The following is a 22,464-nucleotide window of genomic DNA, read 5'->3' on the forward strand; positions in this document are numbered from 1 at the left end:
GGCAAGGATGGCGGCCAACACCAAGGCCGCGCCGGGCCTGGGAGGGTGCTCAAAAATGGCTTGAACCGGCCACGTTCAGAGGATAACATTCAAAAGCTGCGGGGGGGCGTTCCGGCCAGTCTTTTCAGCCGGGGGCTCGCATTACCCCGCCCCGATGCACCCCAGAGCCAAGGACCGCGCATGAGCACCCCCGACGCAGAAATCGCCAAGCCGTTCGTGCAGGCAACAAAGCACGTCCTCTCCACCATGGCCATGCTCGACCCGGCCCCGGGCAAGCCCTACGTGAAGAAAAACAACACCGCCGCTGGCGACGTCTCCGCGGTGGTCGGCCTCACCGGGGACAAGCACGGCAGCATTTCCATCTCCTTCAGCAAGAAGTGCGCGGTGGCAATCGTCAAGAACATGCTCGGCGACGACGTGCAGGACATCATCCAGGACGCCAAGGACGCCGTGGGCGAGATCACCAACATGATCTCGGGCCAGGCGCGCGCCGGGCTCTCCCAGATGGGGCTGACCATGCAGGCCTCCACACCCACGGTGATCTTCGGGGACAACCACACCATCACCCACGTGACCACCGGCCCCGTGATCGCCATACCCTTCAGCACACCGTACGGCGAATTCACCGTGGAGTTCTGCTTCGAGTAACGACAGCACCATGCAGCTTTCCATCCTGGCTACAACGCTCGGCACTGCGGCTTTCGCCTGCGCGGTCTCGCACACCTTCCTGGCCGGGCGGTGCATGGAGAAGGCCAAGTGCGGCGGCCCTCACCACGGGCTGTGGCATCTCCTGGGCGAAGTGGAGGCCGTCTTCGGGTTCTGGGCGGCAGTGTTCCTTGTGCTGCTGGCGGTGTTTTCCGGGCCGTCCGGCGCCGTGAGCTACATTGAATCCATTTCCTTCACCGAACCGGGCTTCGTGTTCGCCATCATGCTGGCGGCCTCGGCCAAACCGGTGGTGACCATCTCCTCCAGGGCCATCTTCGCCCTGGCGGGGCGCCTTCCCCTCCCCAGGGGGCAGGCGGTGTGCCTCACCGCGTTGACCGTGGGGCCGCTCATGGGCTCGTTCATCACCGAACCCGCCGCCATGACGGTCACGGCCCTGATCCTCTACCTGGCCTATTTCCGCCACCCTCTGCCGGACCCGCTCAAATACGCCATGCTGGGCACGCTCTTCGTGAACGTCTCCATCGGCGGCGTGCTCACTCACTTCGCGGCCCCCCCCGTCATCATGTGCGCCCCCACCTGGGGCTGGGGCACCGGGCACATGCTCGCCAACTTCGGCTGGAAGGCCGCCCTGGCCGTGGCGGCCAACGCCGCGCTGGTGACCCTGCTCTTCGCCAAGCGTCTGCGCAAGGTGGAGATCCAGTTCTCCACAGCCAAAGGCGAGGAGATCCCGGGGTGGGTCACCGCCGTGCATGTGCTGGTGCTGGTGCTGCTGGTGGCCCTGCTGCACCACCCCACGGCCTTCATGGCCGTGCTGGTGCTGTTCCTGGGGTTCATGGCCGCCTACGCCGAGCACCAGAACGAGCTGATGCTGCGCCCCGCATTCCTGGTGGGTGTCTTTCTGGCGGGGCTGGTGATCCTGGGCCCGCCGCAGCAGTGGTGGGTGCAGTCCCTGATCGAACGCATGGACGCCTCCGCTCTCTACGTCGGTTCGGCCCTGCTCACTGCCGTCACGGACAACGCCGCGCTTACCTACCTCGGCACCCTGGTGCCGGACATCTCCGACGCCAACAAACACGCCCTGCTGGCAGGCGCGGTCACCGGCGGCGGGCTGACCGTCATCGCCAACGCCCCCAACCCGGCGGGCTACTCCATCCTCAAGGCCGGCTTCAAGGGCGGGGTCATCAGCCCGCTGTGGCTGTTCGCCGGGGCCCTCGTGCCCACGTGCGTGGCGGCAGCCGCCTTCATGATCCTTCCTTAAGGCCCGGCCGTCACGTTCCAGCCTTTCTTGCCCTCCGGCGGACAGGCCTTTGCCTTGCGGGCGAGGCTGGCGTATGTGTTCGGTCAACTGGAGCCCATCATGTTCAAGATACTCGCGATACTGCTCCTGGCGCTGATTCCAGCCCAGCTTTCGGCCCTGGCGCTTGGCGCCCAGACGCCAGCCCCGGCTTCGGCGCCGGCTTCAGCCCCGACCTCTGGGCTGGCCCAGCCCGACAGCCAGCCTTCCCCCATGACCTTGAGCTGGGAGCTGGCCGCCGTGCCCGGGCGCGGCAAAGTGGCCGTGCTCTGGCTGACCCCCGCGTCCGGCTACAAGACCTACGGCAACGACCCCGGCGAGACCGGCCTGCCCACCCGGGTGCAGGCCATGCTCACCCCCCAGGGCGTGCCGCTGCCCGTGCTCTATCCGCCCGGCAAGCCAGCGCGCGACATCTTCGAGGCCGACAAGACAGTCAACGTCTACGCCGGGCCGACCCCGGTGTTCATCCTGCTGCCCGACCCGCTGCCCGAGGGCTTCGGAGTGGACGTCCGCGTGACCCTGCTGGCCTGCTCCGACGCCAGCTGCTGGCCCCTCTCCCTGGAGAACAGCTTCTCCTCCCGCGAGGTCCCCGACCCGCCCCGCGCGGACTCCCGCCCCTGGTGGCCCCTGCTGGAGAGCCTGGTGAACAGCGGCGGCGGCGTGGTGCAGGCCACCACCGGCGAACCCGAACCCGCGCCCGGGGAGGCACCAACCCAGTGGAGCTTCACCCCGCGCTCGCCGCATCCGGCCCTTGAGGTGGACAGCGTCCTCAAGGCAATCCCCCTGGCCCTGCTTGCCGGGTTCCTGCTGAACCTGATGCCCTGCGTGCTGCCCGTGGCCTGCCTCAAACTCTCCGGCCTTCTGGCCACCTGCCGCGAAGGGGAAAACTGCGACCGTTACGCCGTCATCCGCGAGCACAACATCTATTTCGCCCTGGGCGTGGTGCTCTATTTCACGGCGCTGGCGCTCATCCTGGGGCTGGCGGGCCTGGCCTGGGGCCAGCTGTTCCAGCAGCCCGGGCTGATACTGGGAGCGGCGGTGGTGCTGTTTTCCATGGGGCTCTCCCTGTTCGGGGTGTTCCACCTGCCCGTGGTGGATCTCAAGTTCGCCTCCCATCACGGGCGCAGCCCCAAGGCCCAGGCCCTGGTGACGGGCCTGCTTGCCACGCTTCTTGCCACGCCGTGCTCCGGCCCGTTCCTGGGCGGGGTGCTGGCCTGGACGCTCATGCAGCCGGTTCCCGTCGTGATGGCGGTGTTCGTGGGCATCGGCGTGGGCATGGCCTCGCCCTACCTGGCCCTGGCCCTGCGGCCCGAGCTGGTGCGCTTCGTGCCCCGGCCGGGCGATTGGATGACCCGGCTGGAGAAGATCGCCGGGTTCGTCATCATGGCCACGGTGCTCTATTTCCTCTCCATCCTGCCCACCGGGCTGCTGCTGCCCGCCCTGGCGGCCCTGCTGGCCACCGCGGTGGCTTGCCACGTCTGGGGAGCCTGGACCAGCCTGAACCAGACCACGCTCACCCGCTGGAGCATCCGCGCGGCTGCCCTGGCCCTCACGGTGGCCGCCTGCCTCTGGGCCCTGTCGCCCGCCGCCCCCAAGGACGCGGGCTGGGCCGCCTTCAGCCCCGCCGCCTTCGACAAGGCCCTGGGCAAGGAGTACCTGCTGCTCGACTTCACGGCGGACTGGTGCCCCACCTGCAAGGCCCTGGAGAAGACCGTGCTGACCCCGGACAAGCTCGCCTCCCTGCGGGAGCGCTACGGCTTCACGGCCATGCGCGTGGACCTGACCCGCGAGGACCCGGCCGCCATGGCCCTGCTGCGCGCGCTGGGCTCGGCCTCCATTCCCGTTGCCGCGCTGTTCCCCAAAGGGGATGACGCGCAGAGCCCCGTGGTGCTGCGCGACATCTTCACCGCTTCGCAGCTGGAGCGAGCCATGGGCGAGGCGTTCGGAGAGAACAAGAAGAAGTGATGCGGCGTGGCGGGAATCGACCCCGCCCCGATCAGTACAGCTTGCGGAAAATGTTGACGATGGAGGCGGGCAGGGTGATGACGCCCTTGAACATCTTCATGATGGTCTCCCCAAGTATGCGGGACTTGTCCACGTTCACCTTGGGGTCGTAAAGCGGCCCGCTGATGCGCACGGGCAGCTCGCCCACGTCGCGCACCACGGCGATCAGGTTCAGGTCGATGCGTTCGTCCGGCAGGCTTACCCAGCCGTCGCCCTTGGCCGTGATGTCCGGGCCGAGCATGGCCAGGTCGCGGCTGATGGCCAGGCCCTCGCGGGCCGTGAAGTGCGCGCCCAGGCTGTCGAAGGGCAGGCTCTCGGCGTCGGTTGGCGGCGGGAGCTGCCTGCTGGCGGCTCCGGGTTCGCGCAGCACCAGCCTGCCTCCTTTCACCTCGAAGCGGGCGGTCCCGGCGGCGTGGCTTCGCAGGGCCTTTTCCGTGGCGCCCCAGGTCTCCACGTTCACGTGGAATTCGCCGTTGCCCCTGGTCACCGTTTCTGCTCCAGCCACGGCGCGCAGCAGGGGCGAGGCCTCGAAGCCCACCAAAGCCAGGTCGAACTGGGCCTTGAGATCCTGCCCGCGCGCGTCGCCGCGCACGTCCATCATGTACGAGCCCCCGTAGAACTGCTGGGAGGAGTGCATGATGCGGAAGCGCCCCCCCTGGGCCGTGAGCGTGAGCAGGGAGCTGTCCCACACCAGCTTGTCCCGCACCAGCCTGCCCAGGCGCACCTTGGCGTCCATGTTCAGGGCGCGCAGCTCCTGCATGGGCAGGGGCGAATCCGGGCGCTTGGCGGGGTCATCGTCCTTGACGATGGGGAAGAGGCGGTCCAGGTCCAGGTTGCCGACGGCGAGGTCGGCGTGGGTGGTCTGGCCCGTGAGCGTGGCCGCGCCCGTGATGGTGGTGTCGTCCAGCGCGCCCTGGATGCGGGTCAGGCGGACGTCCTTGAGGTTCCCGCCGATGTCCGTTGAGAACCGGGCCTTGCGCCACAGTTCGGGCGCGGCCTTGGCGGGCAGGGCTATGCCCGTGCGCTGGGCCGCATCGCGCGGGGAGAATTCGGGGATATCCACCGAGCCGGAGAGCTGCATGCCGCCGGGGCCGGGCTGCCCGGTGAGGGATGCCTTGCCCGTGACGCCCTCCATGTTCAGGTCCACGCCGGTGATGCCGTAGGAACCCTTCTCGAAGTCCGCATCAAGCTTGCCGGCCCAGGTGGCCCGCAGGGGCTTGCCCGGGCGCAGGGGCACGTCCACGGCCAGGCTGCCCTCCAGCCTGGGCTGGCGGAACCAGAGGGGCTTGCCGTTTGCACCCAGCCCGGCCTGGCCCTTGAGGTCGGTCTGCAGGGAGCGCAACTGGCCGGGGGATTCCATGCGCAGGGAGCCGGTCACCTCGGCGAGGGCCGCTTCGCGGGGCTTCTCCGCTCCGTTGGCGGGCCTGGAGGCGAACTTGAGGTTGAGCGCCGTGCGGGTCAGCGGCCAGGCCTGGTTGGGGCCCTGGTCCTGGCTGAAGGCCACGGTGCCGATGCCCATTTGCAGGTCGGCCTGGCCGTGCATGGCGCGCCAGAGGGGCTCCCCGGAGCGGGCCGAGGCCTCCAGGCTGATGCGGCCTTCCAGCGGCCCGGTCAGGCGGGGGGCCTGCGGAGCCAGGGCCGAGAGCTGCGCCCCATGCACGCCGCTGGCGGCCAGGGTCAGGCTGCCGCCGTGCCTGCCGCCGGAATGCTGGTAGTCCAACGAGCCGGTAATCCTGCCGCCAAGGCCCGAGGCCGTGAGGGTGCCCAGGTGCAGGGCCTCCGGGCCGGACTGCCCCGCGAGCTGCACGTCGTCGAACTCGCCCAGGGGCGTGGACAGGCGTTTCACGGCGACGCGGCCGTCCAGGGCCAGGGGGGGCAGGGGGTTGTCGCCGCCGGGCCCGAACAGGGCGGCGGCCTGCTGCAACCGTTCGGTGTCCAGCCGGTCGGCGGCGAGGTCGAGGCTTACGCGCCCGGGGGCGTATCCGGCCCGGCCCGTGATGCGGGAGCCGCCCGCGCGCAGGTCCAGGTCGGCCAGCTCGGCCAGGCGGTCTTCCCCGCCGGGCAGGCGCAGGCTGGCGGAGACGCTCCCCCCGCCCAGCGCGCGCCAGGCCGCCGCGAGATTTTCAGTCAGCCAGGGGGGGGACCAGCCGGGAGGCAAGTCGCCCAGGGTGAAGCGCACGCTGCCGCCCAGGCCGGAATCCTTTGCCGCGCCCTCCAGGGAAAGTTCGGCGGCCTTGGCCGGAGCGTTGTGCCCGGGGGCCAGGGCCTGGAGCGCCGCCTGGCAGGAGAACCCGGGCGAGCCGGGGTCCAGGGCGGCGCGCAGGTCCGCCGTGAGCAGGGTCTGGGGGGTGCGCGCCGTGAAGGGATAGAGGCGCAGCGCGCCGTTTTCGGCCTTGGCGCTCAGCTCCACCTCGGAGACGTCCACCTCGCCCAGGCGAAGATGCCTGCCCTTGAAGCGGCCGTGCAGGGCCTCCAGGCCCCGGCTCCCGGCGCCGCTGGCGAGGGCTCCGCGCAGGGAATCGGCCAGGGCGGGCAGTCGCGCCGGGGCCCAGCGGTTCAGGTCCACCCCGTCGGCGCGCACGTCGAAATCGAGCTGGCCCCCGATGTTGCCTGCCCAGCCGGTGACGCGGCCCTGCTCGTGGCGCAGGCTGAAGGACTCGGCCTTCCAGCCCGCAGGGCCGTAGTTGAGCACCAGGGCGGCCTCCACGTCGGCTTCGTCCGGGGCGCGGCGCAGGGTGGGGGTCTCGCGGCCATTGGGGGCGCGCAGGGCCGGGGCGTCGGCCGGGTCCACGCCCAGCAGGGCCGCCCAGGCCCCGTGGCGGCTGGCCGTGGCGGCCAGATTCAGGGCCATGTAGGGGGTGTTCTCGTAGATGCCGGCGGCGTTGATCTGGCCGGTCACGCGCGCGCCCAGGCCCTCCAGCACCAGTTGGGAAATCTCGAAGGCCCCGGCCTCGCCGTGGAAGCCCAGCCGGCCGGAGAACTGCATCCGCCCGCCGGGCCTGCCGTCGGCCTCGGGCAGGTCCAGCCAGCCCGCCGCCTGGGAGCTGCGCACGAACACGTGCCCGCCCGTGGGGCCGTAGCTGCCCTGGCCCTGGGCGTGCACTTCGCCCTTGATGCCGAGCGGCAGCACGGTCAACTCGCAGGAGACGGAGAAATCGAAGGGGCTGGCCGGGGTGGTGTTCAGGTTCAGGCGGCGCACGTCGATGTTGGAGCCGGTGAGCTGGTCCGTGAAGTGCACGCTGGCGTTCCACAGGCGCAGGCCCGTGGGGAGGCGCTGGGCCTCCCAGCCGCTGGGGGCCGGGGGCAGCGGGAGCGAGGAGACGTCCACCGGCTGGGGCGTGCGCCAGTTCTCCTGGCCTTGGGCGTCGCGCTCAAGGTTGAGCGTGGCGCTGGAGAGCGAGACCGAATCCACCACGATGCGCTTGCGCACCAGGGCCAGCAGGTTGAGCTCGATGGTGGAGGATTCCACGCTGACCAGGGGCTGCGGGCCGAAGCCGGGGCTGTTGGCCACGGTGACCGGGCCGGTGCGCAGCCCGAACCAGGGGATGAGCGTCAGGCGCACCTCGCCCTTGATGTCCACCGGGCGGTAGAGCGCGCCCTGGAGGGCGGCCTGGGCCTGGGCGCGGAGCATGTCCTGCCCGACGAGGCGGGTCAGGGCCAGGGGCGTCAGGTAGGCGATCAACCCCGCCAGAAAGGTCACGGCCAGCGTCAGGCGCAGGGAGGAGAGTATCCGCCGGGATTTTTGCGGCGCCGCCGCCGGGGTGTCCGGCCCATTGGCCTGGCCGTTGGTTGGAGTGGTGTCGTTTCTCATGGCGCGGGGGTCGAGCGGGGCTCGAACAGTAAGTGAGCATAGACCCTTACCGCGTCCGGTTCAAGTGGCGCGGCATGAACGGAAGGTTACAGTCCCAGCAGGGCGTAGACGGCCTCCATGTCCAGGTTCTTGCGCACCACGGCGGCCAGGCGGTCCAGGGCCGCGTCCACGGCCGCGTCCTCCCCTTGGCCGGACACGGCGCGCTCCATCGGCGCGAGGCCCTTGCGGGCGCGCAGGGCGTCCAGCCACCAGCCCCTGAAGCCGTCCGCGTCGAAGAGCCCGTGCAGATAGGTGCCCCATACGCCGCCCATGCGGCCCCAACCCAGGGGGCGGCCGTCCTGCCTGGCGAACAGCCCGGGGGCGTCGTCCCGGGTGGCCACGGTCTCGCCGTGGTGGATCTCGTAGCCGCGCAGCGTGTGGCCCGAGGCGGCGTGCAGGGCCTCGGCGCGCGTAAGCGTCTTCTCCGGCATGAGCTCCGTCACCAGGGGCAAGAGGCCCAGGCCCGCCTCCTCGCCCCGGTCCGACTCCAGGCCCAGCGGGTCCAGGATGCGCGCGCCAAGCATCTGCAATCCGGCGCACACGCCCACGACCTCAACGCCGTCCAGCCGCGCCACGGCCTCGGCCAGGCCCGCCGCGCGCAGGTGCGCCAGGTCCGCCAGGGTGTTCTTGCTTCCGGGCAGGAGCACCGCGTCCGGGCGGCCCAGCTCTTCGGGGGAGCGCACCACCCTCAGGCTCACGTCCGGCTCGCGGGCCAGGGCGTCGAAATCGGTGAAATTGGAGATGTGGGGCAGGTCCAGCACGGCGATGTCCAGAACTCCGGCGCCCGGCTCGCGCGGGCCGGTGGAGCCGAAGCCGCCCTGCTTGAAGCTGACCGAGTCCTCTTCGGGCAGGCCCAGGGGCTCGATGTTGGGCACCACGCCAAGCACGCGCTTGCCCGTGGTTGCGCGCATGAACTCAAGGGCCGGGTCCAAAAGGCTCGGGTCGCCCCGGAAGCGGTTGAGCACGTAGCCGCCCACCATGGCCCGTTCGGACTCGGAGAGCAGCTCCATGGTGCCGCACAGGGCCGCGAACACGCCGCCCCGGTCGATGTCGCCCGCCAGGAGCACCCTGGCCCCGGCGTGGGCGGCCATGGCCATGTTCACCATGTCGTGATGCTTGAGGTTCACTTCCGCCGGGCTGCCCGCGCCCTCCAGGATGACGGCCTCGAACTCCCCGGCCAGGGAGTCGTAGGCCTGTTTCGCGGCCGCGAAGGCCGTGGGCTTGTAGGCCACGTACTCGCGCACGCGCATGTTGCCCACGGGCTTGCCCATGACGATCACCTGGGAGCCGGTGTCGGAGCAGGGCTTGAGCAGCACCGGGTTCATGCGCGCCTGGGGGGCCAGGCCGCAGGCCTGGGCCTGGAGCACCTGGGCGCGGCCCATTTCCTCGCCCCAGGGGGTCACGCAGGAGTTGAGCGACATGTTCTGCGACTTGAACGGGGCCACGCGCACGCCGTCCTGCCTGAGAATGCGGCACAGCGCCGCCGCCAGCACGGACTTGCCCGCGTTGGATGTGGTGCCCTGGATCATGAGCGCGGGCGTGCGCCGCTTCCTTATGACGCGCTGCCGCGCCGGGGCCAGCTCGGCCTCCAGGGCCTCCAGCAGGCGCTCGTTGTCGTCCCGGGCGCGCACGGCCACCCGGAAGAAGCGGGCGTCCAGGCCCTCGAAGTTGGAGCAGTCCCGGATGGCGATGCGCCGGGTGAGCAACCGGGCGCGCAGGGCGGGGACGTCCGGTTTCTCCAGGCGGCAGAGCAGGTAGTTGGCCGCCCCTGGAAACACCTCGATGCCAGGCAGCGCGGCCAGCCCGGCCGCCAGTTCCCGGCGCAGGGCTGCGGCGTTCTCCCGCGAGCGGGCCTCGAACTCCCGGTCGGCCATGGCGCGCAGCCCCACGGCCTGGGCCAGGGTGTTGACCGACCAGGGGGAGAGCTGCGCCCGCACAAGCCCAGCTAAGTCGTCACCGGCACAGAGCAGGCCCAGCCTGAGGCCCGGAATGGCGAACATTTTGGTGAGCGAGAGGAGCACCGCCACATTGGCCGGGCGGTCCCGCACGAGGCTCTCGAAGCCCTCCACGAAGCTGCCGAAGGCCTCGTCGGCCACGAACAGGCAGTCCGGCCGGGCCGCGGCCAGGCGGCGCACCGTGTCCGCAGGGACGTCGCGGCCGGTGGGGTTGCCCGGCCTGCCCAGGAACGCGGCGCTCCCCGGGCGCAGCGTGTCGAGCAGCGCGGCCTCGTCCAGCCTGAAGCCGTCCGCGTGGTTCAGGATCAGGCTCTCGGCCGCCAGGCCCGCGCGCTCGCAGGCGGTGCGGTAGTCCACGTAGGCGGGCGCGGGGATCACGGCGTGCGTCGCGCCCTTGCCTTTCATGGCCCGGGCCAGGGCGAAGAGCAGGTCGCTGGTGCCGTTGCCCGCCACGAGCTGCGCCTCCGGAACCCCGTAGCGGGCCGACGCGGCGGCCAGCAGCTCGCGGCAGTGCGGGTCCGGGTAGTGCACCAGGGAGGACACCGCCGAGGAGATCGCGGGGCGCAGCCACTCAGGCGGTCCAAGCGGGTTGATGCTGGCGGAGAAGTCCAGGATGTCCTCTGGCGCGCATCCGGCGGCTCTGGCCAACTGCGCCACGTCGCCGCCGTGGTGGGACTGGGTCATGCGCGCCAGGCCTCGCCGTCCAGGCCCCAGGCGCTGGCGGCCGCGCCCATGGCGGCCTGCACGGCCGGTTCGGCCATGCGCCGGGTCAGGGCCACCAGGCTGAGGGGGATGCCCAGCGCCCCGCCGGGCCACACCGCCAGCTCCTGCCCCAGCATGGGGGAGCGGATCATGTCGTCGCGCAGCAGGGAGAGCCCCTTGCCCGAGGCCACCATGGCCCGGATGGTGTGCTCGTCGTTTATCACGGCGGCGGTCCTGGGCTCGCAGTCGGCCTCCTTGAGCAGGCCCTTGGCCATGGCCACGAAGGGGCAGCGCTCATGGAACCAGACCCAGGGCAGGGCGGCCAGGTCGGCCACGGTGGCCTCGCGCAGACGTTCCTCCCAAGAGGGCGGGCCGACCACGCGCACGCAGGCCATGCCCAGGGCCAGGGCGGTGAGCTGCGGGTCGCCGGAGAAGTCGCCGTAGGCGAAACCGGCGTGCATGTGCCCGGCCTTGAGTCCCTGGGCCACATCGTAGGAGTCGCAGCAGTTCACGTGCAGCAGCGCCTCCGGGTGGTTGGCCGCGATGTGGGCCAGCACGCCGGGCAGGCGCAGGAAATCGGGGTCGGTGTTGCGGGTGATGACCACGTCGCCCACAACCTCGCCGCGCAGGGCCCTGGCCTGCTCCACCAGGTCCTGGGTGCGGGCCAGGGCCTCGTGGGCCGTGGCGCACAGCCGCCTGCCGGAGTCGGTCACGTCCATGCCGCGCGCGGAGCGCGAGAACAGGTGCACGCCCAGCTCCTCCTCCAGGGCCTTCACATGGGCGCTGACCGCGGGTTGGGAGAGGTGCAGCCGCTCGGCCGCGCGGGAGAGGTTGCCCTCCTCGGCCACGGCCACGAAGGTGCGCAGGTGGTAGAGTTCCATATCCTTCACCGATCCTAAAGGGTGCCTTCAGGCATTGCGATTGGCAATGCGCCGCGAGGCCGGTCTATACGTTCGGCCATGAACTCAGGCGATCATCTCGCGGGCCAGGGAGCCCAGCAGGGCCACGGCCGCCTCCAGGCGGGGGGCGTCGGGGATGCAGTAGCTGATGCGCAGGCAGTCCCCGAAGCGGTCCTGGGAGGAGAAGATGGCCCCCGGCGCCACGGTGATTCCGTGCTCCAGGGCCCTGTTCATGAAGGCCACGGTGTCCACCTGGCCGGGCAGCTCCAGCCACATCACCGAGCCGCCCTGCGGCCGGGTGGCGCGGGTGCCCTGGGGGAAGTGGCGGCCCACCAGGGCGTACATGGCCTCCATATGGGCCTTCACCGCCGGACGCAAGCGCTTGAGATGGCGGTGGTAGTGCCCGGAGCGCAGATATTCGGCCACGGCCATCTGGGTGGGCGTGGCGGTGGAGACGTTGATGGTGGCCTTGATCTCCAGGGCCTTGTCCATGAAGCGCCCGGGCAGGAGCCAGCCCACGCGGTAGCCCGGCGAGATGGTCTTGGAGAAGGAGGAGCAGTGCAGCACCAACCCTTCGCGGTCGAAGGCCTTGCAGCACTTGGGGCGCTCGGGGCCGAAGTGCATGTCTCCGTAGACGTCGTCCTCGATGAGCGGCACGCCCCGCGCCGCCAGCAGGGAGACAACCTCGGCCTTGGCCTCCTCGGGCATGAGCGCGCCGTCGGGGTTGTTGAAATTGGGCGTGAGCACGCAGGCGGCCACCCGGAAGCGGTCCACGGCCTGGGCGATGTCGGCGGGCCGCACGCCCCCGTCCGGGCGGGAGGGCACCTCCACAACGCGCAGGCCCATGTTCTCCAGCATGTGCAGGAAGCAGTAGTAGCTGGGGGTGGCGATGACCACCGTGTCCCCGGCGCGGGCCACGCAGCGCAGCGCGATGTGCAGGGCCTCCATGGCCCCGGCCGTGACCAGGGTGTCGGCCACGCCGCATTCGGCCCCGGCCTCCATCATGCGCAGGGCGATCTGGCGGCGCAGGGGCTCGTGCCCCTCCACCGGGCCGTAGAAGCCCACGCGCTCGCCCTCGTCGCGCAGCACCTGGCCCAGGATGCGGTTGAGCTGGTGCAGGGGCAGCAGGTTCTCGGCGGTGCGGGCCACGCCCAGGGGCAACGTGTCCCGGCGGGACATGTTGGCTAGCACTTTTCGGATGAGCTCCGCGCGGTTGAGCGGCGCGGGCGGCGCGGAGGGGTCGGGGCCGGGGCTCGCGCCCGTATCCGGGATGGGCAGGCAGGCCTTGGCGCCCCGGATGAAGAAGCCGGACTTGGGCCTGGCCTCGAGCACCCCTTCGCTCTCCAGCCGGGCGTAGGCCTGGGAGGCGGTGGAGAGGCTCACGCGCATGGCCGTGGCCAGGCGGCGCAGGGACGGGGCCTTGTCACCGGGGCCGAGCGCCCCGGAGGCGATCATCTCCAGCAGGCTTAAGCGCACGGTCTCATAGAGGTAGGCGTCGGAGTTCATGGCCTCGTCCCTGGCGAACTGTATTGGTTGAAATCGATGTGTTCTGTGTCTGTACTGGTAACAGATTGTATGGCGTAAGCAAAGCGTCAAAAGCGAAGGAGGACACCATGGCCAAGGACACCACACCCATGCAATGGCCTATGGAGCAGTCGGGCCTGCTCGACGACCTCTGGGCGGCCCTGGCCGGGACCGCGCCCGTGAGGAAGATTCTCGGGCACATGAGGGGCGGCGGGGGGGCCGCCCGCCCCGCCGGGGGCATGCGCGTGGCCCTGGCGGGAGGGCAGAGCGCCGTGCTCACCGGAGGGGCGAGGCTCCGGGTTGACTGCCTGCAGGGCCGGGCCCTGGTGGCCTGCCCCGCCCGGAGCTCCGGCGAGGTGCTCGGGCCGGGGGAATCGCTGTGCATGGAGGCGGGCGTGAGCGTGAGCGTCACGGCCCTGGATTCGCCCTCGGAATTGAGCTTCGGCTGGCGCTGACGGCGGGGGAAGAATCGGCAAACCCCTTGGCAACCGGGGGAAAACTCGGCTAGTAGTATTCCATGCAGTCCAAGAGTTTCAATGGGGCCAAAACCCGCAAGCCCTGCTTCGAGGGCACCTGCGAGGCCATGGACAAGCTCGGCATCCCGCGCGACTCCAAATGGCGGGCCCTGATCCTGTTCATGCGCTCAATCCGCGATTACGACATCTATTCCGACGACCAGAAGCGCAAGATGCAGGAGCTGGTGGTGGACATCCTCAAGAAGGGCGACCTCACCGAAGAACGCTTCATGACCGCCTCCCAGCGCTGCGAGGAGATCCTCGCGGCCAAATGGCGGGAGAAGCTGGAGCGCTCCCTGGCGGACATGGCCTCCGCCATCGCCCACTCCAAGGAGATGATCCTCAAGCGCAAGGGCGACCTGCAACTGCTGGAGGTATCCACCCTCACCCAGGTGAGCAGCGGCAACAACCTCGACGAGATGCTCGAATCCATCCGGGGCGGCTTCCAGGACGTCATCCGCTACATGGAGCAGGACGCCAAGGACCTGGAGCGCCTGAGCCGCACCGACGCGCTCACCGGCCTCGCCAACCGCCGCGCCTTCGAGGAGGAGCTGTCCCAGGCCGTGGAGCGGGCCAAAAAAGGCGGCGCCACCCTGTGCGTGCTCATGGCCGACGTGGACCACTTCAAGAAGTTCAACGACGAGTACGGCCACATCATCGGCGACCAGGCCCTCTCCGCCGTGGCCTCGGTGATCCGGGAATGCCAGCGCCAACTGGAGGAGGAGGGCACCACGGTATTCGCCTCCCGCTTCGGGGGCGAGGAGTTCACCGTGATCTGCGAAACCAAGGATTCCAACGGGGATGAGTCGGTGCTCCTGGCGGAGATGATCCGCAAGCGCGTGGAGGCCTACAACTTCGTCATCCGCAACCTCGACGGCGGCATCATGCACACCGGCGTGAAGCTGACCATCAGCCTGGGCGTGGCCTGCCTCGACCCCGCCTGGAAGGATTCCCTGCCCCTGCGCCTGCTCAACGCGGCCGACGAGGCCCTCTACCAGGCCAAGCAGACCGGCCGGAACAAGGTGGTGGCCCGGTAGGGGCATTGCCTGAAAGACCGCCAGCGGGTACACCCACGCAAACACCGTGGGGGGATTTCATGCCCGCATCCAGAGTTCTCTGTGCTTCCGGCGACACACCACTGCTGAGTTGGCGGGAGGCCCGCGAGGGCCAGACCTGGCAGGATTCGCTCCTGCCCTCCGCCTGGACCCTGGACCCCGACGACGCCCTGCTGCGGCTGCGCGCCTCCGGCCTGCGCGACTCCAGACAGCCCTGCCTCCCGGTCTACCTGGCCTGGGCCGCCCAGACCGCAGGCTCCGGCCTGCTGATGGTGGACGCCTCCGAAGCCTTCGCGGGCGACCAGCTCCCCCTGCACCTGCTCCAGAATTTCTCTTTCGCCCTGGTCGAGGGTCTGGTCACCGCAAGCGCCCTGCTCGGGCGGACCAAGGCGGTGCTGCTGGTGTCCCCCGGCCGTGAGGCTATGGGCCTGGCCCTCGAGGAGTGGCTGGCCAACGCCAGAGGCATGGACGCGGCCGTGCCCGCCATCTCGGTGGAGGTGCGCCCCCACACCCGCGAGCCCGAGCGGCCCCCCCTGGCCGTGAACCCCGGCGAGCTACGCCTGTCCCTGGAGACATGGTGCCGCCTGCCCCTGGCCTTCGAGGCCGCGGAGGATTTCAGGCAGGCCCGCTGCCTGTTCGCCGGTGGAGCCTTCAAGGAGCTGCCCCTGGGAGCCGACCTGCGCGAACTGCTGGGCGGCAAGCCCGGCTCCGAGGGGGCGCTGATTCTTGACGGCGGCCTGGGCGGATTTGCCGCCGCGGGCCAGCCCCTGCGCATGGACCCCGAGCTGCTGCGCGCCCAGGGGCTCGATCCGGGCCTGGGCAGCGTCGACGTGTTCGCACCCGGGCAGTGCCCGGTGGACATCACCCGCCAGGCCCTCTACGCCCACTGGCGCCTGGCCGCCGTGCGCGACGGCCACCCCCGGCGGGGCCTGCTGGCCCGCGCCGCCCGCTTGGCCACGGAGCTGGCCCTGGGCCGCGGCGACAGGGAGCAGCTCACCGACCTGAACCTCTCGGCCAGCCTCCTGGAAGAGGCCGGGCTGGCCGCCGCAGGCACGCTTGCCACCTCGCTCAAGGCCTTCGCCAATGAGTGGCTGGAGCATACCGGGGGTGAGTGCCCCACCGGGGCCTGCCGCCGCCGCAGGGTGGCCCCCTGCCAGGAGCGCTGCCCCGCGGGCATCGACATCCCCAATTTCCTCTCCCTCACCGGGCGCGGGGAGCACGGCGCGGCCGTCTCCATCATGGTGCAGGACAACCCCCTCCCCTACGCCTGCGGCCTGGTCTGCCCGGCCCCCTGCGAGAAGGTCTGCCTGCGCGGCAAGGTGGACAAGCCCATCCACATCAGGGCCATGAAAGCCGTGTCCGCCAAGGCGGCCATGGCCCAGTCCGGCGGCTATCCCCCTGTGTGCAGCCCGCGCCCGGCCTCGGGCAGGAAGGTCGCCGTGATCGGCGGCGGCCCGGCGGGCCTGGCCTGCGCCTCCTTCCTGGCGCGCCTTGGCCACGGGGCGGCCATCTTCGAGGCCATGCCCGCCCTGGGCGGCATGATGCGCTACGGCATCCCCGAATACCGGCTGCCCAAGGCCATTCTGGACAGCGAGATCGCCACCGTGACCGGCCTCGGGGTGGAGGTGACCACCGGCAAGGCCCTCGGGCGGGACTTCACCCTGGACGACCTGGCCGCCCAGGGCTTCGATGCGGCCTTCCTGGGCCTGGGGGCCTGGTCCAGCCGGGCGCTGGGGCTGGAGGGCGAGGCCCTGCTGACGGGCGTGGTCTCGGGCACGCAGTTCCTGGTGGAGTTGGGTCTTGGCCGTAAGCCTTCCGTGGGCGAGCGGGTGATCGTGGTGGGCGGCGGCAACACCGCCATGGACTGCGCGCGCACGGCCGTGCGCCTGGGCGCGAAGGAAGTCCGCGTGGTGTACCGGCGCTCCCGCACGGAGATGCCCGCCGCCGCCGAGGAGGTGGAGGAGGCCGAACACGAGGGCGTGCACTTCACCTTCCTGGCCGCGCCCACCCGCCTGGTGGGCGAGGGCGGCAAGCTCACCGGCATGGAGGTGGTGACCATGGCCCTGGGCGAACCCGACGCCTCCGGTCGGCGCAGGCCCGAGCCCAAGCCCGGCTCGGAGCGGGTCATCGCCTGCGACATGATCATTTCCGCCATCGGCCAGTTCTGCGACGAGTCATTCACCAAGGGCGCGGACGGCACCCTGGGCGAGGTCTGCCTGACCAAGTGGCGCACCATCCAGATCAACACGGCCACCATGGCCACGGACCGCTCCGGCGTGTTCGCGGGCGGCGACGCGGCCCAGGGCCCGGCCACCGTGGTGGAGGCCATCCGCGACGGCAAGCGCGCGGCCTACGCCATCGACGCCCACCTGCGCGGCGCGGCCTTCGATCCCGCCCAGGTGGAGCCGCGCCCCCGCTGGGAGCGCGAGCTGCTCTGCTCGCCCCACGGCTGCGGCTGGAGCGAGCACGCCCGCCCCGAGATCCCCATGGTTCCCGTGGCCGGGCGCAGCCTGAACTTCGATCAGGTGGAGCTCGGCCTGGACCAGGCCATGGCCGAGAACGAGGCCCGGCGTTGCCTGCGCTGCGACGTGTGCATCGGCTGCGGCCTGTGCCAGCTGGTCTGCTCCGAGGCGGGGGGCGACGCCCTGCGCTTCAAGGAGGTCGAAGGCCGCCTGGTGTTCGAGGATTTCGACCGCCCCACCGACAAGTGCGTGGGCTGCGGCGCGTGCACGCGCATCTGTCCCACCGGGGCCATGCGCCTGGTGCTGGAGAAGGGCGAGACGTCCATCAGCTTCACGGGGCACGCCATCAGCGAGCTGCCCACGCCCACCTGCCCCGAGTGCGGCAAGCCGCTGCCCGCCGAGCAGTACCTGGAGCAGTTGCGCCAGCGCATGGGCGACAAGCTGGCCTCCTCCGCTGGCCTGGAGCAGCAGCTCTGCCCCGAGTGCTCCCACAAGCGCAGGGGCATGAGCTTCGTGCAGAACATGCTGCGGTGAGGCCGGAAAGGAGGCACATGGCGCTCCAGACCACGGAAGGCACGCCGCGCCCGGGCGCGGCCAGGCTCCTCTGGGCGCTGGCCTGCGCCATGCTGGCGGCCGCGCTGCCCGGTTGTTCCAGGCGGCAGGCTGCCCGGCCCGAGGTCATGCCCTCAGGTGGGCCCCCGGCCGTGCTCCTGCCTGCCGCCCTGGCCGGAATCACGGACGGCCGCGCCCGCTTCCGCGAGATCTTCACGGCCGTGCTGGCCGCGCGGGGCGGTGCGGCTCCGGGCTCCGAACCCTTGTGGCGCCTGGCCGGGGAGGGCGGCCCCACTGGCCAGCCCGTGAACCTGGAGCCCTCGCGCGCCGGGCTCACGGTGGTCATGGTGCCGGGCCTGTTGGCCGAGTGCGTGGCCGACGTGGCCCCTCTGTTCGGCGACGCCCTGGCCAACCTGGAAGCCCAGGGCTACCGTACAGCCACCATCCGCACCGAGGGCCGCTCCGGCTGCGAGCGCAACGCCGCGATCGTCCGGGAGGCGCTCCTGGCCCTGCCCGAGGGCACGCGGGCCATCCTGCTGGCCCACTCCAAGGGGGTCCCCGACAGCCTGACCGCCCTGGCTGCGAACCCCGAACTGGCAGGGCGCGTGGCGGCGCTGGTCGCCGTCTCGGGCGCGGTGAACGGCTCTCCCCTGGCCGACACCATGCCGGGTCTGCTGGTTCGCCTGGCGGAGAGGCTGCACTTTTCGGGCTGCGCGCCCGGCCCGCACGGCGAGGCCCTGAACAGCCTGAGCCCGGGCGTGCGGCTGTCCTGGCTGGCGGAGCACCCCCTGCCCGCCGGGGTGCGCTATTACAGCCTGCCCGCGTTCGCCTCTCGGGAGAACACCTCCGCCGGGCTGCGGCCCTTCTTCGACGAGCTCGCGGCCACCGCCCCCTTGAACGACGGCCTCATGGCCTGCCGGGACGCCGTCATCCCCGGCTCCACCCTGCTGGGCTACCCCGACGCCGACCACCTGGCCGTGGCCATGTCCTTCGACACGGCCCGCAATCCGTTGTGGCGCCTGTCCTTCAACCGCAACGCCTACCCCCGGGCGGCCCTGGCCGAAGCCGTGGCCCGCTTCGTGGAGGAGGACCTCGCCCGCAACGCGCCTTGACCACGCCGCCCGCCACGCGTATCTGATCGACTAGCCTGGAAATTTTACGAGCGGGCGGTCAGCCATGGAAAAAAAGCACCACTTCACGATCTGGTACGTCATCGCGGCCTTCTGGGCCCTCGTCATCGTGCAGGACTACTACGTCCGGGCCTATGGCCCCAAGACCATGGACTATTCCGAGTTCCTCAAGGAGCTCAAGAACGGCAACATCATCGAGGTGGCCATCGGCCAGGGCTCCCTCCAGGGCAAGATGAAGGTCGTGACCGACGGCCAGCCCGGCGAGCAGCGCTTCGTGGCCCTGCGCGTGGACCCCGAGCTCTCCGACGAGCTCTCCAAGTACAACGTGACCTTCCGGGGCCAGGTCGAGTCCACCTTCCTGCGCGACATCTTGAGCTGGGTGCTGCCCGCCGCGATCTTCTTCGGCATCTGGATGTTCGTGATGCGCCGCTTCAACCCCAACGAGCAGCTGCTGGGCATGGGGCGCAGCAAGGCCAAGATCGTGGCCGAGTCCGACCTGACCACCACCTTCGCCGACGTGGCCGGGTGCGACGAGGCCAAGGAGGAGCTCAAGGAGATCGTTGACTTCCTCACCGAGCCGGGCCGCTTCCAGAACCTGGGCGGGCGCATGCCCAAGGGCGTGCTCCTGGTGGGGCCGCCGGGCACGGGCAAGACCCTGCTGGCCCGGGCCGTGGCGGGCGAGGCCCACGTGCCGTTCTTCTCCATTTCCGGCTCCGAGTTCGTGGAGCTGTTCGTGGGCATGGGCGCGTCGCGCGTGCGCGAGCTGTTCACCCAGGCCAGGGAGAAGGCCCCCTGCATCATCTTCATCGACGAGCTGGACGCCATCGGCAAGGCGCGCGGCGTGGGCGGCTTCGGCGGGCACGACGAGCGCGAGCAGACCCTCAACCAGCTCCTGGTGGAGATGGACGGCTTCGACCCCCGCGTGGGCGTGGTCATCATGTCCGCCACCAACCGCCCCGAAACCCTGGACCCGGCCCTGCTGCGCGCCGGGCGCTTCGACCGCCAGGTGCTGGTGGACAAGCCCGACCTCAAGGGCCGCCTGGAGATCCTGGAGGTCCACGCCCGCAACGTGAAGCTGGCCCCCTCGGTGGACCTCAAGGTGCTGGCCCAGAAGACTCCCGGCTTCTCCGGGGCGGATCTGGCCAACATCATCAACGAGGGCGCGCTGCTTGCCGCCCGGCGCCGCAAGGACGCCGTGGACATGGAGGACCTCTCCGAGGCCGTGGACCGCGTGATCGCCGGGCTGGAGAAGAAGAACCGGGTCATCAACCCCAAGGAAAAGAAGATCGTGGCCTACCACGAGACCGGGCACGCCCTGGTGGCCGCCTTCACCCCCGGCACGGACCCGGTGAGCAAGATATCCATCATCCCGCGCGGCCTGGGAGCCCTGGGCTACACCCAGCAGCTCCCCACCGAGGACCGCTACCTCATGACCCGGCAGGAGCTGCTGGGCCGCATCGACGTGCTGCTGGGCGGGCGCGTGGCCGAGGAGAAGACCTTCGACGAGATCTCCACCGGCGCCCACAACGATCTGCAACGCGCCACCGACATCGCCCGGGCCATGGTGGCCGAGTACGGCATGGGCAAGACCCTGGGCCTCTCCACCTACCCCCGGGGGGCGCGGCCCATGTTCCTGAGCCCTGAACAGGCCCCGCTCCTGGGCAAGGAGTACAGCGAGGCCACGGCCGCCAGCCTGGACGAGGAGGTCAAGGCCCTGCTCGACGAGGCCAAGGGTCGCGTGCGCTCCCTGCTGGACGCCCACGGCAAGGACCTGGAGACCGTGGCCCAGGAGCTTCTGAAGGTGGAGGTCATCGACGCGGAGCGCTTCGGCGAGCTCATCGGCGTGCCTTTGCCCGCGCCGAAGCCCGCTGCCGGGGATGAGGCGACCGACTCCGAACCCCGGCGGGAGGACTCCGGCGAGTGAGCCCGGCCGACGCCTGGGAAACGCTCATGCACCTGGACGGGCACCTGCTGGCCCTCTCCCGCGAATACGGGGCCTGGGCCTACGGGCTCATGTTCCTGGTGCTCTTCGCGGAGACGGGGCTGGTGGTGGCCACGGCCCTGCCCTCCGATACGGTGCTCTTCGCCGTGGGGGCGCTGGCGGCCCGGGGCGCGGCCTTCAACGTGTGGTGGACCCTCGCGCTCATGGGGCTGGCCGCCTTCCTGGGGGACAGCCTCAACTTCGCCATCGGGCGCTTCCTGGGCAGGCGCTACCTCGACGGCCACCGCATCCCCTTCGTCTCGGACGAGGCCCTGGCCCAGGCCCACGACTACTACGAGCGCCACGGCGGCGTGACCGTCGTGGCCGCGCGCTTCGTGCCGGTGCTGCGTTCGCTGGCGCCCCTGGCCGGGGGCATGGTGGGAATGGGCTGGCGGGAGTTCCTGTACTACAACGCCGTGGGCAAGCTCATCTGGACCCCGCTCTACTTGTTCGGGGGCTACTTCTTCGGCCAGATCCCCTGGGTGCGGGAGAACTTCTCCGTGGCCATCTTCTTCGCCTTGGGCGCGCCGCTCATGGGCGTGGTGGCCCGGATGCTCTACGTGAGCGTCAAGAAAGGTCTTTGACCGGCCCCGCCTTGCAGGCGGCGCGCCCCACCGCCCGGCCCGGCCCAAGCGCCCCGGCCAGGCAGCAGACTCCCAGGATCCCCACCGTCACGGGCGCGCCCAGCCACTGGGCCATCCCGCCCGCCAGCAGCGCCCCGAAGGGGGCCGTGCCCATGTAGAGCATGGTGTAGAGCGACATCACCCGGCCGCGCATGTCGTCCGGGGCGCAGAGCTGGAGCATGGTGTTGCAGCTGGCCATGAGCGCCATGAACCCGAAGCCCGTGGGCACGATGCACACGGCGGCCAGCCAGATCGAGGGCGCGTTGGCGAAGAGCACCAGGGCCGCGCCCATCAGCAGCCCGCCCCGGAAGGCCAGCCGCTCGAACCCGGCGGCCTTGCCCCGCCCGGCCATGAACAGCGCGCCCAGCAGGCTGCCCACGCCGGAGCCCGCCGTGAGCAGGCCCAGGCCCTCGGGGCCGCGCCCGAATACATCCCCCGCGAAGACAGGCAGCAGGATCAGGTTCGAGGACCCCACCAGGCTCACGATGCTGATGAGCGCCAGGATGGCGCGGATCAGGGGCGTTTTCCAGGCGAAGGCCAGCCCCTGGGCCAGGTGCTCGCGCACGCCTGCCGGGGCCGGTTTCGGGGGCGAATGCTCCAGGCGCATGGCCGCCAGCCCGGCGATCACCGCCAGGAAGCTGGCCGCGTTGATGGCGAAGCAGGCTCCTTCGCCCACCCAGCCCAGCACCACGCCCGCGGCCAGCGGCCCCAGCACGCGAGCCAGGTGGAAAATGGAGGAATTGAGCGCGATGGCGTTGTGCAGGTCCTCCTTGCCGACCATCTCCACCACGAAGGAGTGGCGCGTGGGCAGCTCCACGGCGTTGACCACGCCCAGGCAGGCCGCGAAGGCCACCACCTGCCAGACCTGCACCTGCTCGGAGTAGGTGAGCCAACTGAGCGCCGCGGCCTGGAGCATTGCCAGGGCCTGGGCAGCGATGAGCAGGTTGCGCTTGGGGAGCCTGTCGGCCAGCACCCCGCCGAACAGCCCGAGAACCAGCACCGGGATCAGGGAGGCGAAGCCCACCATGCCCAGCGCCATGCTGGAGCCCGTCAGGCGGTAGACCAGCCAGCCCTGGGCGGTGCTCTGCATCCAGGTGCCCGTGAGGGAGACCAGCTGACCGCTGAAATAGAGGCGGTAGTTGCGGTGGCGGAAGGATCGGAACAGGTCTGAACGGCTCACGGGGGAAAGGTAGGCCCGGCGGGCGGGGGCGTCAAGGCGGGTGGAGGGGGAGGGGGAGGAGAAGAATGAAGA

Annotated in this window: 14 protein-coding genes; 9 read left to right on the top strand and 5 right to left on the bottom strand. The window is 70.7% G+C overall.

Annotated elements, in window-relative coordinates; genetic code table 11:
• Positions 1-180: 180 nt before the first annotated feature.
• The 3 genes from MLE27_RS10155 to MLE27_RS10165 all read left to right on the top strand — a co-directional run bounded on the left by MLE27_RS10155 (position 181) and on the right by MLE27_RS10165 (position 3,925).
• The gene (locus MLE27_RS10155) at positions 181-648 is read left to right on the top strand and encodes a chemotaxis protein CheX (protein ID WP_243311956.1); all 468 of its coding nucleotides are present in this window, start codon (positions 181-183) and stop codon (positions 646-648) included.
• Between the two features lie 10 nt (positions 649-658).
• Complete coding sequence (locus MLE27_RS10160; protein WP_243311957.1) at positions 659-1,924, top strand: putative Na+/H+ antiporter; 1,266 nt, start codon at positions 659-661, stop codon at positions 1,922-1,924.
• 99 nt (positions 1,925-2,023) lie between these two features.
• Positions 2,024-3,925 (top strand): protein-disulfide reductase DsbD family protein, encoded by a 1,902-nt coding sequence (locus MLE27_RS10165; RefSeq protein WP_243311958.1) that lies wholly within the window; start codon positions 2,024-2,026, stop codon positions 3,923-3,925.
• Positions 3,926-3,956: 31 nt separating this feature from the next.
• Here the strand turns inward: MLE27_RS10165 and MLE27_RS10170 are convergent, their stop codons facing one another.
• The 4 genes from MLE27_RS10170 to MLE27_RS10185 all read right to left on the bottom strand — a co-directional run bounded on the left by MLE27_RS10170 (position 3,957) and on the right by MLE27_RS10185 (position 12,876).
• Positions 3,957-7,775 (bottom strand): AsmA family protein, encoded by a 3,819-nt coding sequence (locus MLE27_RS10170; RefSeq protein ID WP_243311959.1) that lies wholly within the window; start codon positions 7,773-7,775, stop codon positions 3,957-3,959.
• An 86-nt stretch (positions 7,776-7,861) separates the two neighbouring features.
• Positions 7,862-10,453, bottom strand: a complete 2,592-nt coding sequence (locus MLE27_RS10175; protein WP_243311960.1) for a cobyric acid synthase — start codon at positions 10,451-10,453, stop codon at positions 7,862-7,864.
• Complete coding sequence (locus MLE27_RS10180; protein WP_243311961.1) at positions 10,450-11,352, bottom strand: LysR family transcriptional regulator; 903 nt, start codon at positions 11,350-11,352, stop codon at positions 10,450-10,452. Before MLE27_RS10180 ends, MLE27_RS10175 begins: the two co-directional genes overlap by 4 nt.
• Before the next feature lie 84 nt (positions 11,353-11,436).
• On the bottom strand, positions 11,437-12,876 hold the full coding sequence (locus MLE27_RS10185; protein ID WP_243311962.1) for an aminotransferase-like domain-containing protein: 1,440 nt from the start codon (positions 12,874-12,876) through the stop codon (positions 11,437-11,439).
• A 107-nt stretch (positions 12,877-12,983) separates the two neighbouring features.
• Between MLE27_RS10185 and MLE27_RS10190 the strand changes: the two genes are divergently transcribed.
• The 6 genes from MLE27_RS10190 to MLE27_RS10215 all read left to right on the top strand — a co-directional run bounded on the left by MLE27_RS10190 (position 12,984) and on the right by MLE27_RS10215 (position 21,173).
• Complete coding sequence (locus MLE27_RS10190; protein WP_243311963.1) at positions 12,984-13,349, top strand: hypothetical protein; 366 nt, start codon at positions 12,984-12,986, stop codon at positions 13,347-13,349.
• A gap of 62 nt (positions 13,350-13,411) precedes the next feature.
• Positions 13,412-14,446 (top strand): GGDEF domain-containing protein, encoded by a 1,035-nt coding sequence (locus MLE27_RS10195; RefSeq protein WP_243311964.1) that lies wholly within the window; start codon positions 13,412-13,414, stop codon positions 14,444-14,446.
• A gap of 59 nt (positions 14,447-14,505) precedes the next feature.
• Positions 14,506-17,460 carry an FAD-dependent oxidoreductase gene (locus tag MLE27_RS10200; protein ID WP_243311965.1) on the top strand — a complete coding sequence of 985 codons (2,955 nt, stop codon included), beginning with the start codon at positions 14,506-14,508 and terminating at the stop codon, positions 17,458-17,460.
• A 17-nt stretch (positions 17,461-17,477) separates the two neighbouring features.
• Entirely contained in the window at positions 17,478-18,590 is a 1,113-nt protein-coding gene (locus tag MLE27_RS10205) for a lipase family protein (protein WP_243311966.1), read from the top strand.
• A 64-nt stretch (positions 18,591-18,654) separates the two neighbouring features.
• Positions 18,655-20,532, top strand: a complete 1,878-nt coding sequence (gene ftsH, locus MLE27_RS10210) for an ATP-dependent zinc metalloprotease FtsH (protein ID WP_243311967.1) — start codon at positions 18,655-18,657, stop codon at positions 20,530-20,532.
• The gene (locus MLE27_RS10215) at positions 20,529-21,173 is read left to right on the top strand and encodes a VTT domain-containing protein (protein ID WP_243311968.1); all 645 of its coding nucleotides are present in this window, start codon (positions 20,529-20,531) and stop codon (positions 21,171-21,173) included. Before ftsH ends, MLE27_RS10215 begins: the two co-directional genes overlap by 4 nt.
• On the opposite strand, the gene MLE27_RS10220 is transcribed toward MLE27_RS10215, so the two are convergent.
• On the bottom strand, positions 21,157-22,464 hold a 1,308-nt coding region (locus MLE27_RS10220), incomplete at its 5' end, for an MFS transporter (RefSeq protein WP_341482528.1). The genes MLE27_RS10215 and MLE27_RS10220 overlap by 17 nt on opposite strands.

Source organism: Fundidesulfovibrio agrisoli (genome assembly GCF_022808715.1).
Classification (GTDB): Bacteria; Desulfobacterota; Desulfovibrionia; order Desulfovibrionales; family Desulfovibrionaceae; genus Fundidesulfovibrio; species Fundidesulfovibrio agrisoli.

Excerpts from the sequence above, each read along its gene's own strand:
- MLE27_RS10190 (WP_243311963.1), top strand. The coding sequence starts at position 12,984 with ATGGCCAAGGACACCACACCCATGCAATGGCCTATGGAGCAGTCGGGC.
- MLE27_RS10155 (WP_243311956.1), top strand. The coding sequence starts at position 181 with ATGAGCACCCCCGACGCAGAAATCGCCAAGCCGTTCGTGCAGGCAACA.
- MLE27_RS10195 (WP_243311964.1), top strand. The coding sequence starts at position 13,412 with ATGCAGTCCAAGAGTTTCAATGGGGCCAAAACCCGCAAGCCCTGCTTC.
- MLE27_RS10200 (WP_243311965.1), top strand. The coding sequence starts at position 14,506 with ATGCCCGCATCCAGAGTTCTCTGTGCTTCCGGCGACACACCACTGCTG.
- MLE27_RS10160 (WP_243311957.1), top strand. The coding sequence starts at position 659 with ATGCAGCTTTCCATCCTGGCTACAACGCTCGGCACTGCGGCTTTCGCC.
- MLE27_RS10180 (WP_243311961.1), bottom strand. The coding sequence starts at position 11,352 with ATGGAACTCTACCACCTGCGCACCTTCGTGGCCGTGGCCGAGGAGGGC.
- MLE27_RS10165 (WP_243311958.1), top strand. The coding sequence starts at position 2,024 with ATGTTCAAGATACTCGCGATACTGCTCCTGGCGCTGATTCCAGCCCAG.
- MLE27_RS10205 (WP_243311966.1), top strand. The coding sequence starts at position 17,478 with ATGGCGCTCCAGACCACGGAAGGCACGCCGCGCCCGGGCGCGGCCAGG.
- MLE27_RS10170 (WP_243311959.1), bottom strand. The coding sequence starts at position 7,775 with ATGAGAAACGACACCACTCCAACCAACGGCCAGGCCAATGGGCCGGAC.
- ftsH (WP_243311967.1), top strand. The coding sequence starts at position 18,655 with ATGGAAAAAAAGCACCACTTCACGATCTGGTACGTCATCGCGGCCTTC.
- MLE27_RS10185 (WP_243311962.1), bottom strand. The coding sequence starts at position 12,876 with ATGAACTCCGACGCCTACCTCTATGAGACCGTGCGCTTAAGCCTGCTG.
- MLE27_RS10175 (WP_243311960.1), bottom strand. The coding sequence starts at position 10,453 with ATGACCCAGTCCCACCACGGCGGCGACGTGGCGCAGTTGGCCAGAGCC.